A 24374-nucleotide genomic window follows, 5' to 3' on the forward strand; every position below is an offset into this window, starting at 1 on the left:
TTATTTAGACGGATTCCATCTTCCTTAATCGCTCAATGGTAGACTGTTAGAAAACAATAAGTTTAGGAAACATTAACATGGAAAGTGTTGCTTACATCTTAGTTTTGACCTTGGCCTTAGGAGTTCTCTTTTTTGCAATTGCATTCCGGGAACCCCCTCGGATTGGGAAGTAACTGGCAATAAGAGAATTTTTTTCCGATCCAATACTAAGTGATGAGGATTTGGGGTAATTTAACGTTCTGTACCGTCGCCAACCCAGAAAAGCTTGGATTTATTTCTGGGAGCTAGGGGTTCACTTGTTTAACTAAAACCTTAAGTTCTCATGGCTGAGTATTGGACTGTTCAAACGTTACCACCGTGCTTTGTACTCACTGATCAGAAAACTTCTGTTCGGTGAACTCTATGCTCAAAGGACGTTAATCATGCAGTGTCCAGTTTGCCAGTATACCAATAGTCGCGTACTGGAGTCGCGTTCGGCTGAATCGGGTAAAAGCATTCGGCGGCGACGAGAATGTCTCCAGTGTCAGCATCGGTTTACGACTTATGAACGGATTGAATTTGTTCCCATTACGGTGATGAAGCGGGATGGGAAACGGGAATCCTTTGATCGCTCTAAATTACTGCGGGGAATGGTTCGAGCTTGTGAAAAAACAGGACTTTCTGCTTTAGATTTAGAATCAATTATTGATGAAATTGAAGCGGAACTGCAACAACGTTCCCAACGGGAATTTCCCACCCAGGAAATTGGAGAATTAGTTTTGCAACGACTCAAATCTTTAAGTGAAGTTGCCTATGTGCGGTTTGCTTCCGTTTATCGACAATTTCAAGGGATTCGAGATTTTGCCGAAGCGTTGAATCACTTTCAGAGTGATACTGACCCTCAAAACGGGAATGAACCCACTTCAACCGAGGAAGATCCGAGTTCCCCAAGGGAGAGTTCACCGCTTGAAACCCCCCCTTCTTTGTGTTCTGCCTCCTGAGTTCCATCTCAACAGCAGAGTTATAATTTTTAATTTATCCCAATCAATCTTGAACTCTAGCCCTAACCGGATAAAACTTTGGGCAAGCTATGACCCAAAATCGATCAGTTATGGCATAATAGATATGCTCTGAACAGTTATACTATTTAAGTTAACTCCATTTACCAAATTAAACAAAAAAGTTTAACTTAGTGAACGAGGTTAAACTTAAGTCGCCGGAGGGCATTCGGAGACTCAAAACGGACGTAGAGATTGCGTAAGACCTAAACACTTAGGCATTGATCGATGAAGCGTCAACCCCATTCAGCGACCCTTGTGGCGTGGTGAAGAATCCATTCGCCTTTAGGCAGTGGAGGATGTCAACTGTTCCCCTAGGCATCAACACAGCTTACCTGAAACCCAAGGGTAAAGGTTTAGGCTGTATATTCAAGTTGATGACCTTAATTCTATAGGAGCTACTAGACTTGACGCAGTAATACTCGGTTTATCTGTTTTTAGCAGATAGTCCAGAGGCTTCGGGTGTCAAGTCAGCAGTTTTGATCGCCTAGAAATTGGCTGATCAGCCAGGATCAAAAACCTCTCTTAACTGCAAAAACAACCATTTAATAGGAGCAACTTTAGGACACAACTCGCATGATCAATCAGAAAACAAAACCAAAAGATGTGGGCTTCACCCACGAAGATTTTGCCGCCTTACTCGATAAATACGACTATCACTTTAGTCCCGGTGACGTAGTGGCGGGGACAGTTTTTAGTCTAGAGCCAAGGGGCGCTCTGATTGATATTGGTGCTAAGACCGCAGCATACATTCCACTACAAGAAATGTCAATTAATCGGGTGGAAAGTCCTGATGAAGTATTACAGTCCAATGAAACCCGCGAGTTTTTCATTCTGACCGATGAAAACGAAGATGGGCAATTAACTCTTTCCATTCGTCGCATTGAGTATATGCGGGCATGGGAGCGCGTCCGCCAACTGCAAGCGGAAGATGCTACCGTCCGTTCTCAAGTCTTTGCCACAAATCGAGGCGGCGCTTTAGTTCGCATTGAAGGATTGCGGGGCTTTATTCCCGGCTCCCATATTAGTACACGCAAACCCAAAGAAGAACTCGTTGCTGAAGAATTACCCTTAAAATTTCTAGAGGTTGATGAGGATCGCAATCGCCTCGTTCTAAGCCATCGTCGGGCTTTAGTTGAGCGGAAGATGAACCGCTTAGAAGTGGGTGAAGTGGTGACAGGAACCGTTAGAGGAATTAAACCTTACGGGGCGTTTATTGACATTGGTGGCGTGAGTGGTCTGCTCCACATCTCAGAAATTTCTCACGATCACATTGACACGCCTCATAGCGTCTTTAATGTCAATGATGAAGTCAAAGTCATGATTATTGACTTAGATGCAGATCGCGGTCGGATTTCCCTTTCGACAAAACAACTGGAACCCGAACCGGGAGCAATGGTTAAAAATCCTCAGCTTGTGTATGAGAAAGCTGAAGAAATGGCAGCCAAATTCCGGGAAAAACTCTTGGCGGCTCAACAAGGAACTGTCTCGATTGAAGTTCCCGCAGAACTGGATGAAGCAGATATTCCATCGGCCATTGATGATGAAATCCCATCGGCCATTGACGATGACATTCCAGAAGCCATCGAAGAAGACGTTGAACCTGTTGCCGAAGGAGTATAAGTTTCAACCGAACAAAAAGGAAGAGGGAATAGGGTAGAGGAAATCAAGCTTTTTCCGGTTCGCTGTTCCCTGTTTTTTTAAGAAGAGGGAATAGATTTTTTTCTGTTCCCTTTTGCTTTTTCCCGATTCGCTTTGGAGTATTAAAGGTTGGTCACTCTTCAAGTTCAGACGGTTACTTTTTCTAATATCGAAGCCGTTATCTTCGATAAAGATGGAACCTTAGAGGATTCTACTGATTTCTTGAGGAATTTAGCTCAAAAGCGATCGCGTTTAATTGATGCTCAAATTCCGGGGATTGGGGAACCTCTATTGATGGCTTTTGGCGTTCAGGGAGATAGCCTTGACCCTACTGGATTGATGGCGGTGGGAAGCCGACGAGAAAATGAAATTGCTGCAGCAGCCTATATTGCTGAAACGGGACGAGGGTGGTTAGAGTCTTTAACGATTGCCCGTCGTGCTTTTGAAGATGCAGATTATTATCTCAAGTCTACTCCCCCTTCTCCTTTGTTTGTTGGGGGTTTAGACATTCTCAAATCCCTATCCGATGCAGGGGTAAAGGTAGGGATTCTTTCGGCGGCTCCGACTGCACAAGTCCAACGTTTTGTGACACACCATCAACTCGAACCCTATATTCAATTACAAATGGGGGTCGATGACGGCCCAACAAAACCCGATCCGATTTTATTCCTGAATGCCTGTCAAGCCCTGGGAGTGCATCCTTCTGTGACTTTAATGGTGGGGGATGCTCAAGGAGATATTGATATGGCGATCGGGGCTGGGGCTGCGGGTTGTGTGGGGGTTTGTTGGAACCAATCCCACCCTAAACACCTAAATCGGGCGACGGTGGTGATCTCCCATTGGGATCAATTGAAAATTAAGAGCTTGACACTCCCAAGAGTATCTTTCGGGGATTCTTAAAACAATTTGACTTTTAACGGCGATATCAAAACGCCTCTACCAACTCGACTAGGATCTAACCCTAATTTTGCCGATACTTTTCGCAAAGATCGTAATGTTGTCTGAAAATTTATGTAAAGATTTTTGTACTTTCTTTAAGATTTGTGTGCTATAGTCAAAACATGAGCAAGTTTAAAATCATGTTCTGTTAAAGTTCATCCCCTGCTTTGAAACTCAGGATTGGTTTTTGTCCAAATTTTAGTCTGGAATTTACTTTATGCCATTTACAGTCGATTCAGCCCGTGGGATTTTTCCAAATACTTTAACTGCTGACGTAGTACCAGCTACAATCGCCCGCTTCAATCAACTTAATGCTGAAGATCAACTGGCATTAATCTGGTTTGCTTACCTTGAAATGGGTAAAACGATTACCGTTGCTGCTTTAGGCGCGGCTAATATGGAGTTTGCTCAAGGAACGATGAATCAAATTCGGCAAATGTCTTTCCAAGAACAAACACAGGTCATGTGTGATTTGGCAAACCGAACCGATACACCAATTTCACGAGCTTACGGTAGTTGGACTGCCAACATTAAGCTAGGTTTTTGGTATCAGCTTGGGGAATGGATGGCTCAAGGAATTGTCGCTCCAATTCCATCAGGATATAAGCTATCAGCTAATGCAACTTCTGTACTGCAAGCAATTCAAGCACTAGAATCAGGTCAACAAATCACTGTTTTACGCAATTGCGTTGTTGACATGGGATTTGATACAAGTAAGCTTGATAGTTTTCAGAGAGTTTCTGAACCTGTGGTTGTTCCTAAAGATATGGCACAACGGACTCAAGTTACTATCGAAGGCGTTGATAATCCCACGGTTCTCAACTACATGAATAACATGAACGCCAACGACTTTGAGGTGCTGATTGAGTTATTCACCCCCGATGGCGCGCTTCAACCTCCTTTTCAGAAACCCATTGTGGGGAAAGATGCTGTTCTTCGATTTTTCCGAGAAGAGTGTAATCATCTCAAGTTGATTCCAGAGCGAGGCGTAACAGAACCCGCAGAGGGTGGTTATACCCAAATCAAAGTAACTGGTAAAGTGCAAACTCCTTGGTTTGGTGCTGGTGTGGGCATGAATATGGCTTGGAGATTTTTGCTAAGTCCTGAAAATAAAATTTTCTTTGTTGCAATTGACTTGTTAGCATCACCTAAAGAGTTGTTAAATTTAGTTCGTTAATTAATAAACGAATCTAATTTAATATAGCAACGGGTTTAAACCCGTTGCCACACAGACAAAACCCTGATTGTGTAGGTTTTTTTAGGGTCTATTTTTAATAAATAGTATATTTTAACTTGTGGTTTAAAGGGGAAGATAATAAATAGTTTTTATTTTCCCTGTTGGTGAGATTTAACAAACATAACCCTAATTATGGTTGTGTAAGTTCTGATTAATAAACCTTTTAACTTTAGTAATGATGCAAGTCAATGAAATTGAATGGTCTGAGGCAGAAAAAGAAGTAGCCAAAGCTGCCTTTGATACAGCTTATCAACGAGAAATAAAGGCTTTGATAGACGAAGTTCGTAAACAATCAAGTGCGATTGTAGAAATTGATGATATCTGGCGTTTGCACGACTTTTTAAGTGCTAGAAGACACAATATAGATGGCAAATATGATTATGAATATTCAGGACTAATTTTTATTTTTGCCAGTTTGGTTAAAGAGGGTTGGCTACATCTTAATGAACTAGATGGACTCAACACAAATAAGCTGACTAAGATAGCCGCTATTGCCCGTATTTGATACTCTCCGCGAATATCGCGACGGGGATTCTTAAAACAATTTGAGTTTTAACATTGACAATCTGGCTACCAAATCCGCCCTCCACTCGGCTAAAGGGCGGGGCTTTAAACCCATAATTTTCGTTAAATTGGGAATAACCCCTGTATAATTGCTGATCGTCGCAACTTTCTATAATATAATCCGTCTGATCGGTGAAAATGAGAATTAAGAGATGATGCTGTAGTAGTGTAATGTCAATCCGGTTCTACTGAATCAATCTCATTCGAAGATAAGGAGGAATAGATTATTGTCTCGCCGTTACCTGTTTACTTCTGAATCCGTTACTGAAGGTCATCCCGATAAAATCTGCGATCAAATCTCCGATACGATTTTAGATGCCTTATTAGCCCATGATCCTAAAAGCCGCGTTGCTGCTGAAGTAGTGGTCAATACCGGCTTAGTGCTGATTACGGGTGAAATTACGACGACTGCCCATATCAACTATATTGATGTAGCTCGAAAAAAAATTGCGGAGATCGGGTATGTTGATGCCAACAATGGTTTTTCAGCCGATAGCTGCTCTGTTCTGATTGCCTTAGATAAACAATCTCCTGATATTGCCCAAGGGGTAAACCAAGCTCAAGAAGCAAGAGAACTGTTAAGTGATGAACAACTTGATGCGATCGGTGCCGGAGATCAAGGCATTATGTTTGGTTTTGCTTGTAATGAAACCCCAGAACTGATGCCATTACCCATTAGTTTAGCTCATCGAATTGCTCGACAATTGGCAACGGTGCGGAAAAATGGCAAATTGCCTTATTTACGTCCCGATGGTAAAACCCAAGTCACTATCCTGTATGAAGATGATCGTCCCGTTGGCATTGATACGATTTTAATCTCCACCCAACATACAGCGACCATTGGAGACATTACCGATGAGGCTGAAGTACAAAACAAAATTAAAGAAGATTTGTGGTTAGCGGTTGTCCAACCCGTATTTGATGATATTGCGGTAAAACCTGATAACCAAACTCGCTTTTTAGTCAACCCAACGGGTAAATTTGTGATTGGTGGCCCTCAAGGGGACTCTGGTTTAACCGGTCGCAAAATTATTGTGGATACCTATGGCGGCTATTCCCGTCATGGTGGCGGTGCATTTTCGGGTAAAGATCCCACAAAAGTAGACCGCAGTGCGGCTTATGCTTGCCGTTATGTGGCTAAAAATATTGTGGCGGCGGGATTAGCAGAGAAGTGTGAAGTGCAATTAAGCTATGCAATTGGGGTAGCTCGACCCGTCAGCGTGTTTATTGAAACCTTTGGAACTGCGAAGGTGGATGAAAACAAACTGTTGGAAGTTGTACAAGCAAACTTTGAATTGCGTCCGGCGGGAATGATTCAAGCGTTTAATTTACAAAAATTACCCGCAGAACGTGGCGGTCGTTTCTTCCAAGATGTGGCTGCCTATGGTCATTTAGGTCGAACAGACTTAGATTTACCTTGGGAGAAGACGGATAAAGTACAGTTACTCAAAGAAGCCTTACTGCAACCAACTGCTATGGTCGGTTAGTTACGGCTGTATTCTTTTCGACTGAAGTGAATCGTTCAGATAGTGATTGTTAAGTTTGCAAAAAAATAGAGATCTCTTTGTGATCAGATCAACCTTCACGGATTTAGAACTCGATTGAAATTCTTGACTTTGCTGTCTTCCTAACCCTTCAGTTGAACCTGGAGGGTTTTTTACATCTTTTATTTAATTAGTAGTAACACTAACACAGCCATGTCACAATTGTAGTTAAGGGGTTATACCCTGGAAGGAGATTGTATTCTGACCAACCCCTATTATGTTCTAAAACTTGGCAATTTAAGGATTGAGGTTGACAAGATGAACCAGGTAACTATTCTTTAGTCAAAGGTAACTGGGAGGGAAAAGGAGTATAGGCTAATGCCATCTGAAGATTTAAAATCCACTGCAACATACCAAGACACTCACAGAGTTGGAGCGCATTCTTTAAAGGGTTATATCGATAAATATAATCCTTTTCGACACCAGAAGCAGTCAGAGCATCGCTGGTTTATTTATCAAAAAATTAGTTATGGCTATTTTTTAGCCATTTCTATTGGTTTTATGGGTTCAATTACAGGATTATTGTTGGCGGATGTTTACCAAAAACAGACTTATCATCAATTATCGGATGCTCATCAACAAGTAGAATTATTCAGTAACTTTAATACAACGGTTCTCAAGATCCAATTGCAGAGTTATCACTTAATCTCTTCAGCAGATAACCCTAAAACTTGGAATCATGACCAAAAAAGTATCCATCAAAATCTAGCTGAAATAGAACAGCTTGTTGTTCAAATTGAAAAGTTTATTGATCAAGAACCCAGTTGGTCAGTGGCTACACCCCTAGAAATAAAATCCTTCTTTAAAACCTATAAGAACAGTTTAAAAACCTATATTAAAACGATTGAAACTTTAAAATCTATTTTACCGACCTTATCCCCGGACTCTAAAAGCAAGGCGATTTATCAGTCCTTGAACTCTCTCTCTAATGAACAAACCATTCAAACCTTAGAAAAGCTGAATAATCAATTGACAGACTGGTTAAAAAAAGCTCAAATCCAAGAAGATAGGAGCGAACTTGTGCTCAAAAAAGCTCGAAAGCTAGAAAATTTAATTATTATTATTAGTGCTGTGTTATCGGTTTTAATTTCTATTATTACAGCTATTAAAACGACCCGTTCTATTACTCAACCCTTAAGTGTGACCCAGCAAGTGGCAGAACAAGTTGCACAGGAGTCTAATTATCAACTTCGGGTTCCTTTCCAGACGAATATTGATGAAATCTATTCTTTAGCTCATTCAGTCAACTACTTAATTGAACAAGTTGATCAACGAACTCAGCAGTTAGAACAAGCGAAAGATTCAGCAGAATCTGCCAACATCGCTAAAAGCCAATTTTTAGCTAATATGAGTCATGAATTAAGAACACCTTTAAATGCTATTTTAGGCTACAGCGAAATGCTGAGTGAAGATGCGAAAGATTTAGGTCATGAGGAATTTATTAGTGATTTAGATATGATCAATACCGCCGGGAAACATTTATTATCATTAATTAATGATATTTTAGATTTATCTAAAATTGAGGCCGGACGCATGGAACTTCATTTAGAAAATTTTGATTTAAAAGAATTAATTGAAAGCGTTTTTGCAACTGTTAAACCTTTAGTTAGTCAAAATGGAAATATTTTAACGCTGAATTATGATCCGACTATAACGATTATTTATGCGGATTCAACCAAAGTGAAACAAATTTTATTAAACTTACTGAGTAATGCGGCTAAATTTACACAGCACGGTGAAATTATACTAACAGTGAATCGTGAACTTCTGACTCCTTCCTCTAATGATTTCAATTCTGAAAATGAGGATTTATCGGATAATCCTTTACCGTATTATCGAATTAATTTTTGTGTTCAAGATTCAGGAATTGGGATTCCCGAAGAACAGCAAAAATATGTTTTTGAAGCCTTTATTCAAGGGGATAATTCAACGTCGAGTAAATATGGCGGCACAGGATTAGGTTTAGCGATTAGTCGCCATTTTTGTCAAATGATGGGAGGCGATTTAAAATTAGTTCAAAGTCAAGTGAGTAAGGGAAGTATTTTTAAGGCGAGTTTACAATCTTTAATTACACCCTATAGTCAGGTTGCTAAAATAAATTCAGAAGATTACAAAGAAGAAAATGGAAAAACTTGTAATCTTTAACAGAATTTATGGATTTTAGTATAAATAACGGGAGAAATGTTACAAAGCTATCCTCTTGTCTTAACACAATTATTAATGGCTTATCACCTGATTAAAGCTACCCAATTAGTTTAATTCAATAAGCATTTTTTACAGAGTTAAAGTTTCAGATAGATAGCTCTATTTGTGATATAATCAACAACAAGTGTAATCTAGGTTTTGGGAGTAAAAATTACCCCATGATTACTCATCCCACTCAAGAATATTTCCCAAAGTAATTGCATATTTATCTGCATCCCAAAGACTCACGAGTTGAAACTCCTGTTGTGGTATTAATGCCACTGGCAACCTGACATAATTGTCGAATCTGTTCTCGATCTAATAAAGCATCAGTAAAATCAGCCCCTATGATTTTTGTATGATGAAAGGTTGACCCGAAAAATAAGGCTTCAACTAACACAGCATCACTTAAATCTGCTTCTGTAAAATCAGCTTGATCTAACATAGCATAGGTTAAGTTTGCTTGTTTTAAGCTGGCTTTTGTTAGAATCCCTTTACTAAAAATAGCTCCTTCTAAATCAGAATGATCAAATTTGGCTAACTCCATATTAGAATTCGCAAATTCAGCCGCAGGTAAAGACTGATTAGAAAAATCCCGTCCTTGTAATAAACTATGACTGAAAAACAGATGGGATGGATTTTTTGCAGCCCAGGAGGGAAGCGGTAAAGCCAACAGCACGACAACGACTGTTAAAATGATATATTGCCAAAGTCTAATCATCTATTGATTACTCCACTTTAGGATCAACTGATTTATACTTATGTTAGCTTCTCAAATGCCTAATTTTGCCATTACCATGTAAAATTAGCTATCTCTCAGAAGTTTCCTTGAGGATCTCAAATTCCTCAAAAGAACCGCCATTTGAATTTTTATTCCTAGGAAACATCCATGCTAAATTTTTTTCTAACTTGGCTAATCTCTGCAATTTCACTTGGAATAACGGCTTATATTGTTCCGGGTTTTACCATTAACAGTTGGCAAGCTGCTGCCGTTGGAGTGGTTGTAATGGCTTTAGTGAATGCCATTATTAAACCCATTATTACGATCTTTACCCTTCCTTTAACCATTCTAACGTTAGGTTTATTTTTATTCGTCGTCAATGCTATTTCTATTTCGTTAGTTGCTTATTTCACCCCCGGATTTTCAATTTCTAGCTTCTGGGCAGCATTATTGGGTTCAATCGTTCTTTCTTTGGTTTCTAGTTTATTCAATCAAATTTTAGGAAAATCTACTAATCAATTAGATTAAACCTAAATTATTAAAAAATCAATCAGTAAATCTGAACCCTATCTGCAAAAGATGGGGAGAAATGTTTTAATGAGTCGAAAAAAATGACCCTAATAGAAGATTATTTCAGAGTTCGTTCAATGACCCCGGATGATCTAAAATTAGCCTTAAGTTGGGCAGCTTCTGAAGGATGGAATCCGGGTATTGATGATGTTGATAATTTTTATAGTGCTGATCCAGGTGGATTTTTAATTGGGGAATTAAACGGTCAACCCATTAGTTGTATTTCTGTTGTCCGATATCATAGCAATTTTAACTTTATTGGCCTTTATATTGTTAAACCGGAATATCGTAAGCAAGGATATGGTTTGAAAACTTGGCAGGAAGCTTTTAAGTTAATTCCGGGTCAAAATGCAGCGTTAGATGCTGTTTTGGAACAAGTTAAAACTTATCAAAAATTTGGCTTTAAACCGTTTCATTCTCATCTGCGTTATCAAGGGATAATTTCAGGAACAATGGCTAATGATTTAGTAGATTTAAAAACGATTAATTTTGCTCAACTGTGTAATTATGATCGTCAATATTTTCCCGGTGATCGTCCTAATTTTCTCTCTCACTGGATTAATCAACCCCATGGACAAGGTTATGGGATTTTAAATGGGGAGAATTTAGTCGGTTATGGAGTGATTAGAAAAGCAACAGATGGATATAAAATTGCTCCTTTATTTGCTGAAAATGAAGAGATAGCAGAAAAGCTGTTTCTGGCTTTAGCTTGTTATGCCCAGGGAGATTCGATTTATATTGATGTTCCGAATATTAATAATCCAGGAATTTCTTTAGTTGAACGTTATCAAATGCAATCCATGTTTGAATGTGTTAGAATGTATACTGGAGAGCAACCGAATATCAATTGGACAAATATTTTTGGAGTTACCAGTTTGGAATTAGGTTAAGGTTTAAAAGAATAAAAGTTGAAATTTTAAAGAATAGAAAAGGTCGGATGTCTGATTCGACTGCATTTATGTCATGCTTGATATAATTACTGATAACTGATAACTGATAACTGATTATGACAGTTACAACCCAACAATTAAGTCAATGGAAACAGCAGGGACGACGCATTACAGTATTGACAGCCTATGAATATGCGATCGCTCAACTCCTCGATCAAGCCGGAATTGATATTATTTTAGTGGGAGATTCTCTGGCAATGGTTGGGTTAGGATATGACACCACTTTACCCCTAACCTTAGATGAAATTATTCATCATGCTAAAGCTGTGCGACGAGGCGTGAAACAAGCTTTATTAGTTGTTGATTTGCCCTTTTTAACTTATCAAGAAAGTCCTCAACAAGCCATTCATTCAGCCGGACGAATTCTCAAAGAAACAGGTGCTCAAGGTGTTAAACTGGAGGGGGGATATCCAGCAATGGCAGAAACAGTTAGTCAGTTAGTCCAAGTTGGAATTCCAGTCATGGGTCATGTGGGTTTAACCCCCCAGTCCGTTCATCAATTTGGGGGTTATCGCAAACAAGGCAAAACTTCCGATGCAGCAGAACGCATTCTTTCAGAAGCGATCGCGTTAGAGCAAGCTGGAGCCTTTACAATTGTGTTAGAACATATCCCTTCAGATTTAGCCCAAAAAATTACCCAGCAATTAACCATACCCACCATTGGTATTGGGGCGGGGGCTAATTGTGATGGTCAAGTATTAGTCACCTCGGATATTTTGGGATTATCGTCCTGGCAACCCCCCTTTGCCAAAACCTACGCCAATTTACAACAAACGATTACCCAAGCCGTTCAACAGTTCTGTACGGAAGTGCGGGAGGGGAGTTTTCCTCCTGGGCATTAACTGTTTGCGTAGAGACGTTCTCTCAAACATCTCTACTCAGCAAAGGATCTAGCCTTCGCCCCCTTCACCACCTTCAGGAGAAGCAGAGGGGCTAGGTGAAGTTTCTGGGCTAGAAGTTGCTTCTGGGCTAGGTGAAGTTTCTGGACTAGAAGTTGCTTCTGGACTAGAAGTTGCTTCCGGGCTGGGTGAAGTGGCAGGGTTCGGTGAAGTGACAGGGCTGGGTGAAGTGACAGGGCTGGGTGAAGTGGCAGGGCTAGAAGTCGCTTCTGGGGCGGGTGAAGTCGCTGGGGTACCCCCTTCTTGAGTGGCTGGGGCACAAGCCCCTAAAGTAGCAGCTAAACCGACTGTGAGAAATAACTGAATTGTTTTGGATTGCATTTTGACACTCCTTGACTACACCAATGAAAATTAAGGTAAGATTAAGCCGTCTTTCAATATACCGTCAAGCTGACAAATTTGCACATTGTCAAGCTGGTTTCATAGAAACTCGCCGAAAAACAGAGGTGCAAACAGCTATCGATTATCTAATGTTGCACTTTTATCTCCTATGCTGTTCTCGATTGATGATATTTTGACATCAGAGGAATTAAAATTTTTTATTGATCATCTCACTCAAGCTACGTTTGTTGATGGCAAAACAACCGCAGGTTGGCACGCCAAACTCGTTAAGAACAATCAACAGCTTGATAAGAAAACACCGGAAGCTCAAGCTTTGCGGGAACAAGTGCAGTCTATTCTCAAAAAAAATGCCTTATTTCAAAGTGCGGTTTTACCTAAAATTGTTCACTCGATTTTAGCCAGCCGCTACGAAGATGGAATGTCCTATGGAACCCATACAGATAATGCGTTGATGGGAGATCAAGAATTTTGGCGTGTGGATGTTTCGTTTACGTTATTTTTAAGTGATCCTGAAACCTACACAGGCGGAGAATTAGTGATTGAAAATAGTGATGAAGAACGTAGCTATAAATTGAAAGCGGGTTCAATGATTGTTTATCCATCAACAACCTTACACCGAGTTGAACCTGTTAGTCAAGGGGTAAGATTAGCCATTGTGGGATGGGTTCAAAGTTTAGTTCGTGACCCTGCAAATCGAGAAATTTTATTTGATTTAGATACCACTCGCCGTTCTATTTTTGCTAAGGAAGGGAAAACCATTGAGTTTGATTTGGTGTCTAAAACCTATACAAATTTATTGAGAAGATGGGCAGAATAAAATTAAGGTTAAGGGGTTTGATGATTCGCTCTCACCGGAAGCCCTTCAGGGCTTACTAAGCGGTTAAGTTTCCGAATCTCCTAATTCTAAATCTAAGGATAACTGTTCAATAGCAGGATCTAAAGGGTTTTCTTCTCGCTTAGAAACATAATCAACCAGTTTAACCCAGTCAATTTGATTGTCTTTCATGAAATTTTGCATAAACTCTTGCGTCATTTGATTAATTTTACTGGAATAGATGGTTTTAAAACTTTCATCTTTTTTTTGAGCTTCTATATCAATCGGGACAATCATTTGTTGATATAGGTTATCATCCTCTGCAATAAAATTCCAAAAATCTTGACCTGCATATTTATAGTAGGTTTTATCTGGATCTTGATCGGTTTTTAAAGGATTTTTGTCTTTTCCATAGATGCAGCCATTAACTGCAATAATATCACAAGTTTTTCCTTCTTCTCTTAGTCTATTTTTGGCTTTCTTAAAGTTATCTTTCATGCGATTAATTTGATCAGAGTTACCCCAGTTAATTCCTGACTTAATTCCCACAATATAATAATTTCTTCCTCGTTCAAATTCTAAATCAACACTATTCAACGTTGACTTAAATCCCCCATAAAGAGTTTCTGAGATATAAATAGCAAAGCTTTCTAATAAATGACCAAAAATTGTTTCTTCTTGAGAAGAAAGAAAAGCATCAACTATACTTTTAACAAAATCACCTGCAAGTTCAATATTCTTGGCTTTGAATAAGTAAGGATTTTTCCGTTTAAGAATATCTTTCAGTTTAAGGTTATTCAATTTTTCAAATCGTTTATTATAAAAAGGAGACAAAACATGATTAATCAGATAGTCATTATAAATTTGATAATTTTTTTGAGTTATCGTTGAATTTGTGATATTAGAATTAATAGAATCGGTTGAGATAGTTTCGATAACTGAGTCTTGATTTTGAACATTAAATACTGTTTTATCAAGATTCGATAAGGCAAGATTACAATAGTCTTCTTTGATTTCAATCCCTAAATAATTTCTTCCCAACTCTTTAGCTGCGATACAAGTTGTTCCTGAACCGACAAAGGGGTCTAATACCAGATCATTCGGTTCAGTAAATAATTTAATAAACCACGACGGCAAAGACTTTGGGAAGGCAGCACTATGATTTTTATTACCACATTCCGTCGCTAAATGCAACACATTTGCCGGATAAACCATTGTTCGTCCTACCCAATTCGAGACATTTTTTCCAAACCCACTCTCAACTTTAGAGTTATCTCGAATTTGATCAACTTCACTTAAATTTTTAAGGCGATTTTTAGCCCAATCTCCCATAGGAACCATAACTTGTTCTTGATACATTTTAAACTTTTTTTGTTGATTAAATTGTAAACATCGTTCCCACGCATCTCGAAATCGATTCGGCCATTTTCCAGGATAGCTATTTTTCTTATGCCAAATATATTCTTCTGTCCATAACCAACCTTGTTTTTGCAGTTCTAAAATAAGTTTAATAACGTAATTATGTCGTTCCCCATTAACAACTTTTTCTTTAATATTTAAAATAAATGTACCATTGAATTTTAAGACTCTCTTGATTTCCGCAGAAATCGGCAAAAACCAATTAACATATTCTTCGGGATGAATTCCGCCATAGGTTTTAGAACGACTATCCGCATAGGGTGGGGATGTAATCACTAAATCAACCTGATGATCAGGTATCTGCTTTAATACATTTAAGCAATTACCCAAAATAATTTGATTATTCCAGTTAATGAGAGTTTCTTGACTCTTCAATTCTAATTTAGAAGACCCAGAATCTCCCGCTATAACCTTAAAGGGTTGTAAATGATATTGAGGTTGAACTGAGTTTTCCATTTATCTTTTAATTTTATTGATGATCTATTTTGTCCTGTTGAATGGAAATAAATCCACCGTTCTAATTTACCAGAATTGATTACGTTTGAACACTAAACCCAAAAATTCCAGCTAAACTGCCATGATGAGTTAAACCAACTGCAAACCGGGGGAAAACACATCCCTGATCTCCCATATCTTCGGGAAATTCATCCTCATTATATTGACCTTGATAGAATACGTTATAGTCACCAATACGAACAAATGCCGTATCTTTAAAAGCATCTTGAGTTTGAAACCAAGCCATCATTTCTCGCCAAGGTCGTAAATACTCTTCCTCTTCACTTCCATCTGCATCATCTAAGACTTCTGACCACCAGATTCCTGCTTCTTCTAAAGGTTCAACTGTTATTATTGCGGGGGGAAAAATTGTCCCAGCAAATTTTGAGCGAATCAATTCGATATCTATTTTTTCAGGAATTGGATCATCAATATTAGCAACAATATAGAAAGGTTGAAAGGGGGTAGAAGATTCTGAACCCATCCCCACATCAATATCTCCCATAATTTGGCAAACTTGATCGGCTAATTTTTGACATAATTCTAACTCTTTGGGGTCAACATTATGATTAACAATTTCACCTTGTTTGGCAATCACACCACTGCCATAAACAACGGTTTTTTTAGAAATTATATTATTTGTCCATTCACTATTTCCCTCATCAATCCCATAGTCAGCGATACATTCTGCCAAAACGGCTAACCGTTGGGGGTCGGGAGTAAAATCTTTCAAGGTTAATTGACTCATGGGTAATCTATAGCAATTCTATTTGAGTTGTATCCAAAATCTGGGTTCAAAAGGGAACAGGGAACAGGGATAATACTTCTGGCTGTTTCATGTCAGTTAGAAATTATTATAACCTCCGTCTCGAAGGCGCGGATTACTATATTCTATCCTAATATTAAATTTATTCCTTTTATTTTAATCTAAAACTTATTATTTTAATAAATCTTCAATTAAATCAAGTAAATTATCGTCAATTTCTAACGGTGAAATTAAATAAAATTCAACAGTGGGGTATTCTTGATAAAACTGTTGAAGGGATTGGGCGATCGCATCAGTTATACCACCGGAAAACATAAAATAAGAAATAATTCCAATTCGGTGAACTCCCGATAAAATTAAGGCTTTAATTTGAGTTTCAAAATGTAAAGAAACTGACCAATAGGCGGGAATTGCCTTGATTTGAGTTGCTAATTGTTCAATGGGTTGATTTCCCCCTGGATGGCGACTGCCATGAGCGATTAAAATCCAATGCTCGATCTCAACCATTGCCATTTTTGTTGCGATTAAAGCCGCTAAACGATTGATTTTAGACCCAAAATAAGGTAATAAATTAAGTTGAATTTCTGCTCCGAGTTGTTCCTGGGCGATCGCAATTTCTGCGGGTAAATCAGTGTTAACATGAACACCTGACGAGAGAAATAACGGTAAAATTTGGACTTGAGAATATCCCCAAGATTGGCTTAACTTAGCAAACTCTTGAATCTGTTGATGGAGAGGAAGGGGTGCTAATTCTAATGTTGCAGTTCCAACTACAGGAAAACCTGAACGTTCCCCTAAGCGTTTTGCCAATAGATTTAAAGCTTGTTGGGGACGAGGATCTCGGCTACCGTGAGCAACCAGCAAAGATGGGGATAGCAAGGGTTGGGATTAATCCTGAACGTAAAGTTAACGACTGATATTGTATCGAAAATTGCTCAATTTCAGGATCTATCTATAAAAAGGAAAAATGGGTAACGGAAACTCTATTTATGAAAATTTTTTATGAAAACAGGTAGCTGATCAACTAAAGATCCACTAGCTTCACCCACCCCCGGCGAACATTGTACAGTAATCGGTTAATAATCACCTTTTCATTATCGGTCAAACTTTCACCTAAAATGGCGGAACGCAAGTGTTGGCGATCACTGCGAGTCACGACACTAGAAAACATAATTTGACCAAAAAGTTCTTCAAGGGGTACTGGACGATATGCCATCATAAATCACCTTTCCTTGGGATACGTTACTCAGAGGTTGATCAAAGTCCATGGTTTGTCTGGATTAATTATGAACTTTTTCTTCTCAATATTAAGTGACTCAACGCTTTGTAAATTTGTGATTAACTTGGATAAGTTTTGTGATTTAGATCAACTGTGTTGCCAAACTATCCAGCCTCGTCCAACCCCTGATAACTAATAACTGATAACTAATAACTAATAACTAATAACTAATAACTGATAACTGATAACTGACTACCTAAAGGCATTTTTCCAAGGTGGCGACAACGGACTGGGAGAGACTAGGTAAATCATAACCGCCTTCTAGTCCAAACAGAATGCGGGGAGTGAGTTGTAAACAATATTCAGTAAACAGTCCGTAGTCTTCTGGTTGTAGAGAAATACTGGCTAAGGGATCATCCTGGTTGGCATCATATCCCGCACTCACAATCAGCAAATCCGGCTGTACCTGTTGTAAAAAGGGCAAGATATAATGTTGAAAGGCGGGTTTGTAGAGATCAATGGTGCTACCCGGAGACAGGGGAAGATTCAGCACATTGTTGTGAGAGCCACGTTCTTCCGCATATCCCGTCCCCGGATAACAGGGGGATTGATGTAACGAACAGTAAGCGATCCGAGGATCATCTTCCACTAACGCTTGGGTTCCATTGCCATGATGCACATCCCAATCTAAGATAGCGACTTTCTCAATCCCCGGTTGTTCTAAGCCATAATAAGCCGCGATCGCTGCGTTAGAAAATAAGCAAAATCCCATCCCTCGATCAGCTTCGGCATGATGTCCGGGGGGACGCGCTAAAACAAAAGCCGGATGTCCCGTTGTCAAGACTTGATCCACCCCATCCAACCAGGCACTCACCGCCAACAGTGCCACATCATAACTTTCAGCCGACATGGGGGTATCTCCATCCAAATAACCCCCCCCCTGATCGGCGATCGCTTTGACTCGTTGAATATGGGAAGAGGTATGTACCGTTTCCAATAACCTCATCAACGGTTGCAGCCGATCCATCACCGGAGTGGGTAGTTTCCAGTCTAACTTTTCGGCCCAAGATACCGATTTCAAGGCATTTACTATCGCTGTTAACCGTTCTGGCCGTTCTGGATGGAATAATCCGGTCTTATGGTTGAGGAATTCGTCAGAATAAATAACTGTTAGCATTTGTCAAGAGTTTATTGTCAATTTTAATCCCAGATTTCACCCCCAAGAAGAAGGCAAATTATGGTATAATTTTAAGCATTAGTCACTGATTTTAGAGCCTATACCGAAGATGATTTTATTTCTCCTAATATTTTCGGTTAAAGGTGACTAATTTTAAATTGTAATGGAGTTTTTGAAGGTATGAGTACCTCTGAGTCGAGAATTATCCCGACGGATCTGAGAAATGAAATGCAGCAATCTTACCTCGAATACGCCATGAGCGTAATTGTAGGGCGGGCGCTGCCAGATGCGCGGGATGGTTTGAAACCCGTTCATCGACGGATTTTATACGCCATGAACGAACTGGGCTTAACCCCTGATCGACCCTTCCGTAAATGCGCCCGTGTGGTGGGGGAGGTACTCGGTAAATATCACCCTCATGGGGATGTCGCCGTTTATGATGCCTTAGTGCGGATGGCGCAGGATTTTTCCATGCGATCGCCGTTAATTAACGGTCATGGGAACTTCGGATCAGTTGATAACGATCCCCCGGCTGCCATGCGGTACACCGAATGTCGTTTGCAAGCCTTAACGACTGATTCCCTCCTACGAGATATTGACGCAGAAACCGTTGAATTTGGCGATAACTTCGATGGTTCTCAACAAGAACCGTTAGTTTTACCCGCACGAATTCCCCAATTATTATTAAATGGATCGTCAGGAATTGCGGTGGGAATGGCAACCAATATTCCCCCACACAATTTAGGGGAATTAGTTGATGGTTTAGTAGCATTAATTCATAATCCTGAGATTACCATTGCTGAATTAATGCGTCATATTCCGGGGCCAGATTTTCCCACGGGGGCGCAAATTTTAGGGACATCGGGAATTAAAGAAGCCTATACCGATGGTCGGGGTTCGATTACCATGCGTGGGGTTGCTACCATTGAAACCATCGAACATCGCGGACGACCCGATCGAGATGCGATTATTATTACGCAACTGCCTTATCAAACCAATAAAGCAGCAATGATTGAACGGATTGCAGAAATGGTCAATGATAAGAAATTAGAGGGAATTTCTGATATCCGGGATGAAAGCGATCGCGATGGAATGCGAATCGTGATTGAACTCAAACGAGATGCTTATGCCCGTGTAGTTCTCAATAACCTCTACAAACAAACGCCCTTACAAACCAATTTTGGGGCTAATATGTTGGCGTTAGTTAATAGTCGCCCGGAAATTCTTAACCTCAAACGATTTTTAGAAGTATTCCTACAATTCCGGGAACAAACGATTCGCAGACGCACGGAATATGAACTCAGGAAAGCCCAAGAACGAGATCATCTTTTACAGGGATTATTAATTGCTTTAGACAATTTAGATGCCATTATTGCCTTAATTCGTCACGCGGCTGATATTCCCATCGCCAAGCAAGAATTAATGACCAACTATGGTTTATCTGAACAACAAGCCGATGCAATTTTACAAATGCAATTGCGACGGTTAACCGCTTTAGAAGCTCAAAAAATTGACCAAGAACACCAAGAACTGCAAATTAAAATTGCTGATTTGTACGATATTTTAGCGCGAAGAGAACGAATCTTAGAAATTGTTGAACAGGAAGCCCTAGAACTGAAACAAAAGTTCAATACCCCTCGGCGGACTGTGATTGAACATACTGAAGGGGAGTTAGATGAAACCGATTTAATTGCCAATGAAAAAGCCTTAATTCTGTTAACAGAACAAGGTTATATGAAACGAATGCCTGTAAATACGTTTACCGCCCAAAGTCGAGCAACAAAAGGTAAACAAGGCACAAAAATGAAAGAAGATGATGAAGTTCAACACTTTATCACTTGTTGCGATCATGATACTGTCTTATTCTTTAGCGAACGGGGTGTTGTTTATAGTATCAAAGCGTATCAAATCCCCGTTGCTTCCCGCACCGCGCGAGGAGTTCCCATCGTTCAAATGTTACCCATTCCCAAGGAAGAACGAATTACATCCATTGTTCACGTTAGCGAATTTAGCGATGATGAATACTTGGTGATGTTAACCAAAGGAGGTTTTATTAAGAAAACCCAATTATCCGCCTTTAGTAATATTCGGACTAATGGTTTAATTGCCATTTCCTTAGAAGAAGGAGATGAATTACGCTGGGTAAGACGGGCAAAAGTTGAAGATGGAATTATTATTGGTTCCCGTTATGGCATGGCAATTCATTTTAAAGCCAATGATAAACAATTGCGACCGTTAGGACGGGCAACCCGAGGCGTTAAAGCCATGAAATTGAAAGGAGATGATAGCTTAATTAGCATGGATATTTTGCCCAGTGCGATTATTTCTAATTTGGCGGAAGCCGAAGGTGAAGAACCAGAAACCGATGAAGAATTAACGGCAATAGCAACAGAAACCACCGAGGAAAATGAAACCGAAACCGAAGTTGTAACGGAGGGAACTGCTCAAGGATTATCCGTTTTAGTCATCACCGCTAGTGGTTATGGAAAAAGGGTTCCAGTGTCTCAATTCCGCTTACAAAATCGGGCAGGGAAAGGCATTATTGCCACTAAGTTTAAACCCCATGCCAAAAAAGATGAAGTTGTCGCCTTAAAAGTCGTCGATGAAACTGAGGAGTTAATGCTAATTAGTAGTCGCGGAATTATTATTCGTCAAGTGGTGAATGCCATTCCCCTTCAGTCTCGCAGTGCTACAGGGGTTCGAGTTCAGCGCTTATACGAAGAAGATTCAATTGCGGCGGTTGCCATTGTTCCAGCCTCTGGAGAAGATGCGGAAGCGACATCCACTGCTGAAGAATCTGGAGAAGAAGAGTAAATCGGGTTGATTTTTACCCGGAATTACCCCCCTAAGCCCCTAGAGACGTGCCAATAGCAAGTGCGGCATGGCTTCGCCCAGGCGCGTCTCTACAGTAGACAAATGCAGAGCAAACATTTAAGGATTTCATATTAAAAGTATTTTTGAGGTGTTCACGCTTCACGACAATTTGTTATGAACAGACGGGAAATTATTCAACGTTTATTATTAACAGCAATAGGTGGGGTTTTAATGGGGTTAGCCACAGAACCTTGGGGGCTTTGGGGGTTCGCTTGGGTGGCATTAGTTCCCCTTTGGGTCAATTGTCTTACTATTGCTAAAATCCCCGCAGAGACGCGCTCTGTCTCGCCTCTACAGATGTTAAACGGGTTAAAACTTCCGTTAATATTCGCGTTAATTTGGGGAATTGGTTATTACGGAATTGCTTTATTTTGGATTACTGGAATTCACCCCATGACTTGGTTAGGAATTCCTGGGTTAGCGAGTTTAGCAATTGCTTTATTTTGTTGGAGTTTTATTACCCTTTGGGGAACAGCTTTAGTGATGGTTTGGACAGGATTATTTTTAATTTTATCTGCTGTAGAGACGCGCCATGGTGCATCTCTACATTCGGCAATTTTCCTGGCTTTAACACGGGTTTTAATTGGAACAGCCTTATGGTGTGGATTAGAATCTTTGTGGAGTTCCGGGGCGTTATGGTGGTCTTCGTTATCTTATACTCAAAGTTTCGGAAATTTAATCATTTTACATTTAGGTCAAATTTCTGGCCCCACAACAGTTACAGCTATTTTGTTAATCGTGAATGGATTAATCGCAGAAGGATTAATATTTGATCAGAATCAAAAAACCGTTAAATTATTAATTTTAGCGTTAATATTTTTTATCAGTTCTCATATTTTGGGGTTAATATTATATAGTCGCCCTTTGAATAATAACCCCGAACAAGCTTTAAAAGTGGGAATTATTCAAGGCAATATTCCCAATGAAATTAAATTAAATCCGGTAGGCTTTTTGCAAGCTTTACAAGGTTATACCACTGGATATATTACCTTAGCGAATCAAGGCGTAGACCTTGTATTAACCCCCGAAACAGCCCTACCTTTTTTTTGGACTGACCCCATTCAGCGACACAATAGTTCTTTTTATCAAGCCATTTTAAAGGAAAAAGTTCCGGCTTTAGTTGGCAGTTTTGCTTTAAAAGAAGAAGGATATACCAATAGTTTATTTTCGATTAATCAGGACGGAAAAATTATCAGCGAATATGATAAAATCAATTTAGTTCCGTTAGGAGAGTTTATCCCATTTAGTGAAATTTTAGGACAATTTATTCGACGATTATCTCCGTTAGAAGCCACTTTAATTCACGGGAAACCGGGTCAAACGTTTCAAACCCCTTTCGGTCAAGCAACGGTAGGAATTTGTTATGATTCCGCATTTGCAAGCCATTTTCGCAACCAAACGGCTCAAGGAGGAGAATTTATCCTGACCGCATCCAATGATGCCCACTATTCCTCAACTATGTTAGCTCAACATCATGCCCTTGATGTGATGCGTGCCATTGAAAATGATCGCTGGACAATTCGAGCCACCAATACAGGATATTCAGCCGTTGTTGATCCTCATGGTAGAACTCTCTGGCTTTCCCATCACAATACTTATGAACTGTATGCTGATATAATTTATCGTTATCAGACTCAAACCCTCTATGTGCGTTGGGGAAATTGGCTTATGCCTGTATTATTAATAATAGGGATAACTGTATTTTTTATAAAAATCGATCTTTTCTCCTAAATTTTATCACAACGTCTGAAGAATTTAAGGTCATACAGATATCTCTAAAAAATAAGCGGTGAGAAGTTTTCTTCCCCCGATTAAACTTCAAATTGCGTTAAATTTTTATTGAAAATTAACGAATAGCCATGATCAAGTCGGACTCAATTCTGATTGTGGATGATGAACCGGATGTCTTTGACGTTCTCGAAGGAATTCTATTTCGAGAGGGATATCAATTACATTATGCCTCCAGTGGATTTGAGGTGTTTAAATTTTTAGAATGGGGTAAACCTGATTTAATCTTATTAGATGTGATGATGCCTGATTCTGATGGGATGGATATCTGTCGCCAAATTAAACAAATTCCTGAATGGAATCCGATTCCCATTATTATGATTACGGCACTCAATTCTAAAGAAACTTTAGCACAATGTTTAGAAGCTGGGGCAGAGGATTTTATTGGAAAACCGGTGAGTGCGCTGGAAGTTAGAGCGAGAGTTCGTTCCATGCTGCGACTCAAAAAACAGCACGATGAGTTAGAAAAATCCCATCAAAAATTAGAACACTTATTGCAATTACGCGAAGATATGGCTTATGCTGTCATTCATGATCTAAGGAATCCAGTGGTGGCGATTACATTAGCTTGTGAACTGTTGATGCTCACGGATTTAACAGAAAAACAATCTCAAAAAGTAGAGCAAATTGCCATTTCAGGAAAACATTTAAACAACCTGATTAATTCTTTATTGTTAATGGCAAAGCTAGAATCCGGTAAAGCACTGCTGAATCCTCAACTGGTAAATCTCTCGGCTATGGTTCAAGAGGTTGTCAATGAATTTGAAACTCAAACGATTAAAAAGAAAATTAACTTAACGGCTACTATTCCCGAAGCAAAACGGTTAGTAATGGCTGATCCAGATTTAATTAAACGGGTACTTGAAAATTTACTGAATAATGCGATTAAATTCTCCCCAACCAACAGTTGGGTTTCAATGGAAGTTGAATATCCTCCCGATGCTAATATCGTTAAAGTTTATATTCGAGATTCGGGAAGGGGGGTGAAAGATGAACTCAAGCAAAGTATTTTTCAAAAATATGAGATTGGTCAACGTTTTGAAGGCGTTAATCAAACCGGATTAGGATTAGCCTTTTGTAAAATGGTGATTGATGCTCATCAAGGTTGCCTTTCCCTGACAGATAATCAACCCCAAGGCTCAATTTTTACCTTGGAATTAAACACCGAATATCACTCCCTTCTTAATTCTTAAT

General features: G+C 39.5%; 22 protein-coding genes. 15 read left to right on the top strand and 7 right to left on the bottom strand.

The window, feature by feature from the left end; all coding sequences use genetic code 11:
* Positions 1-77: 77 nt before the first annotated feature.
* The 8 genes from NMK36_RS06250 to NMK36_RS06285 all read left to right on the top strand — a co-directional run bounded on the left by NMK36_RS06250 (position 78) and on the right by NMK36_RS06285 (position 9107).
* On the top strand, positions 78-173 hold the full coding sequence (locus NMK36_RS06250; RefSeq protein WP_006619121.1) for a photosystem II reaction center protein T: 96 nt from the start codon (positions 78-80) through the stop codon (positions 171-173).
* Between the two features lie 249 nt (positions 174-422).
* Positions 423-980: a transcriptional regulator NrdR gene (nrdR, locus tag NMK36_RS06255; RefSeq protein WP_072717214.1), complete on the top strand. Its 558-nt coding sequence runs from the start codon at positions 423-425 to the stop codon at positions 978-980.
* Between the two features lie 633 nt (positions 981-1613).
* Positions 1614-2660, top strand: coding sequence for a 30S ribosomal protein S1 (locus tag NMK36_RS06260; protein WP_072717213.1), 1047 nt, complete (start codon positions 1614-1616; stop codon positions 2658-2660).
* Between the two features lie 147 nt (positions 2661-2807).
* The gene (locus NMK36_RS06265; RefSeq protein ID WP_072717212.1) at positions 2808-3578 is read left to right on the top strand and encodes an HAD family hydrolase; all 771 of its coding nucleotides are present in this window, start codon (positions 2808-2810) and stop codon (positions 3576-3578) included.
* 256 nt (positions 3579-3834) lie between these two features.
* The gene (locus NMK36_RS06270; RefSeq protein ID WP_072717211.1) at positions 3835-4794 is read left to right on the top strand and encodes an orange carotenoid-binding protein; all 960 of its coding nucleotides are present in this window, start codon (positions 3835-3837) and stop codon (positions 4792-4794) included.
* Positions 4795-5029: 235 nt separating this feature from the next.
* Positions 5030-5359 (top strand): hypothetical protein, encoded by a 330-nt coding sequence (locus NMK36_RS06275; RefSeq protein WP_072717210.1) that lies wholly within the window; start codon positions 5030-5032, stop codon positions 5357-5359.
* A 286-nt stretch (positions 5360-5645) separates the two neighbouring features.
* The gene (gene metK / locus NMK36_RS06280; RefSeq protein ID WP_072717209.1) at positions 5646-6905 is read left to right on the top strand and encodes a methionine adenosyltransferase; all 1260 of its coding nucleotides are present in this window, start codon (positions 5646-5648) and stop codon (positions 6903-6905) included.
* Positions 6906-7280: 375 nt separating this feature from the next.
* Complete coding sequence (locus NMK36_RS06285; RefSeq protein ID WP_254173328.1) at positions 7281-9107, top strand: sensor histidine kinase; 1827 nt, start codon at positions 7281-7283, stop codon at positions 9105-9107.
* A 265-nt stretch (positions 9108-9372) separates the two neighbouring features.
* Here NMK36_RS06285 and NMK36_RS06290 read toward each other — a convergent pair whose 3' ends face one another.
* Positions 9373-9867 (bottom strand): pentapeptide repeat-containing protein, encoded by a 495-nt coding sequence (locus tag NMK36_RS06290; protein ID WP_072717207.1) that lies wholly within the window; start codon positions 9865-9867, stop codon positions 9373-9375.
* Between the two features lie 168 nt (positions 9868-10035).
* Between NMK36_RS06290 and NMK36_RS06295 the strand changes: the two genes are divergently transcribed.
* The 3 genes from NMK36_RS06295 to panB all read left to right on the top strand — a co-directional run bounded on the left by NMK36_RS06295 (position 10036) and on the right by panB (position 12229).
* Positions 10036-10395, top strand: coding sequence for a phage holin family protein (locus NMK36_RS06295; protein WP_072717206.1), 360 nt, complete (start codon positions 10036-10038; stop codon positions 10393-10395).
* An 83-nt stretch (positions 10396-10478) separates the two neighbouring features.
* The gene (locus NMK36_RS06300; protein WP_072717205.1) at positions 10479-11327 is read left to right on the top strand and encodes a GNAT family N-acetyltransferase; all 849 of its coding nucleotides are present in this window, start codon (positions 10479-10481) and stop codon (positions 11325-11327) included.
* A gap of 116 nt (positions 11328-11443) precedes the next feature.
* On the top strand, positions 11444-12229 hold the full coding sequence (gene panB / locus NMK36_RS06305; protein ID WP_072717204.1) for a 3-methyl-2-oxobutanoate hydroxymethyltransferase: 786 nt from the start codon (positions 11444-11446) through the stop codon (positions 12227-12229).
* A 48-nt stretch (positions 12230-12277) separates the two neighbouring features.
* Here panB and NMK36_RS06310 read toward each other — a convergent pair whose 3' ends face one another.
* A complete protein-coding gene (locus NMK36_RS06310) occupies positions 12278-12607 on the bottom strand; it encodes a hypothetical protein (RefSeq protein ID WP_072717203.1) in 330 nt (109 codons plus the stop codon).
* Between the two features lie 169 nt (positions 12608-12776).
* On the opposite strand from NMK36_RS06310, the gene NMK36_RS06315 reads away from it, so the two are divergent.
* On the top strand, positions 12777-13445 hold the full coding sequence (locus NMK36_RS06315; RefSeq protein WP_072717202.1) for a Fe2+-dependent dioxygenase: 669 nt from the start codon (positions 12777-12779) through the stop codon (positions 13443-13445).
* 63 nt (positions 13446-13508) lie between these two features.
* Here the strand turns inward: NMK36_RS06315 and NMK36_RS06320 are convergent, their stop codons facing one another.
* From NMK36_RS06320 to NMK36_RS06340, 5 genes are all read right to left on the bottom strand, one after another.
* On the bottom strand, positions 13509-15317 hold the full coding sequence (locus NMK36_RS06320; RefSeq protein WP_254173329.1) for a PmeII family type II restriction endonuclease: 1809 nt from the start codon (positions 15315-15317) through the stop codon (positions 13509-13511).
* Positions 15318-15396: 79 nt separating this feature from the next.
* On the bottom strand, positions 15397-16104 hold the full coding sequence (locus NMK36_RS06325; RefSeq protein WP_254173330.1) for a hypothetical protein: 708 nt from the start codon (positions 16102-16104) through the stop codon (positions 15397-15399).
* A gap of 189 nt (positions 16105-16293) precedes the next feature.
* Entirely contained in the window at positions 16294-17001 is a 708-nt protein-coding gene (locus NMK36_RS06330) for a sirohydrochlorin chelatase (protein ID WP_254173331.1), read from the bottom strand.
* Positions 17002-17146: 145 nt separating this feature from the next.
* Positions 17147-17341, bottom strand: a complete 195-nt coding sequence (locus NMK36_RS06335) for a hypothetical protein (RefSeq protein ID WP_437126732.1) — start codon at positions 17339-17341, stop codon at positions 17147-17149.
* Between the two features lie 256 nt (positions 17342-17597).
* The gene (locus NMK36_RS06340) at positions 17598-18518 is read right to left on the bottom strand and encodes a histone deacetylase family protein (RefSeq protein ID WP_072717197.1); all 921 of its coding nucleotides are present in this window, start codon (positions 18516-18518) and stop codon (positions 17598-17600) included.
* Between the two features lie 180 nt (positions 18519-18698).
* On the opposite strand from NMK36_RS06340, the gene gyrA reads away from it, so the two are divergent.
* From gyrA to NMK36_RS06355, 3 genes are all read left to right on the top strand, one after another.
* Complete coding sequence (gene gyrA / locus NMK36_RS06345) at positions 18699-21332, top strand: DNA topoisomerase (ATP-hydrolyzing) subunit A (protein ID WP_072717196.1); 2634 nt, start codon at positions 18699-18701, stop codon at positions 21330-21332.
* Between the two features lie 174 nt (positions 21333-21506).
* On the top strand, positions 21507-23123 hold the full coding sequence (lnt, locus tag NMK36_RS06350) for an apolipoprotein N-acyltransferase (RefSeq protein WP_072717195.1): 1617 nt from the start codon (positions 21507-21509) through the stop codon (positions 23121-23123).
* Between the two features lie 128 nt (positions 23124-23251).
* On the top strand, positions 23252-24373 hold the full coding sequence (locus tag NMK36_RS06355; RefSeq protein WP_254173332.1) for a hybrid sensor histidine kinase/response regulator: 1122 nt from the start codon (positions 23252-23254) through the stop codon (positions 24371-24373).
* The last annotated feature ends 1 nt before the right edge of the window (position 24374 follow it).

The sequence above is a fragment of the Planktothrix pseudagardhii genome (assembly GCF_904830925.1).
Classification (GTDB): domain Bacteria; phylum Cyanobacteriota; class Cyanobacteriia; order Cyanobacteriales; family Microcoleaceae; genus Planktothrix; species Planktothrix tepida.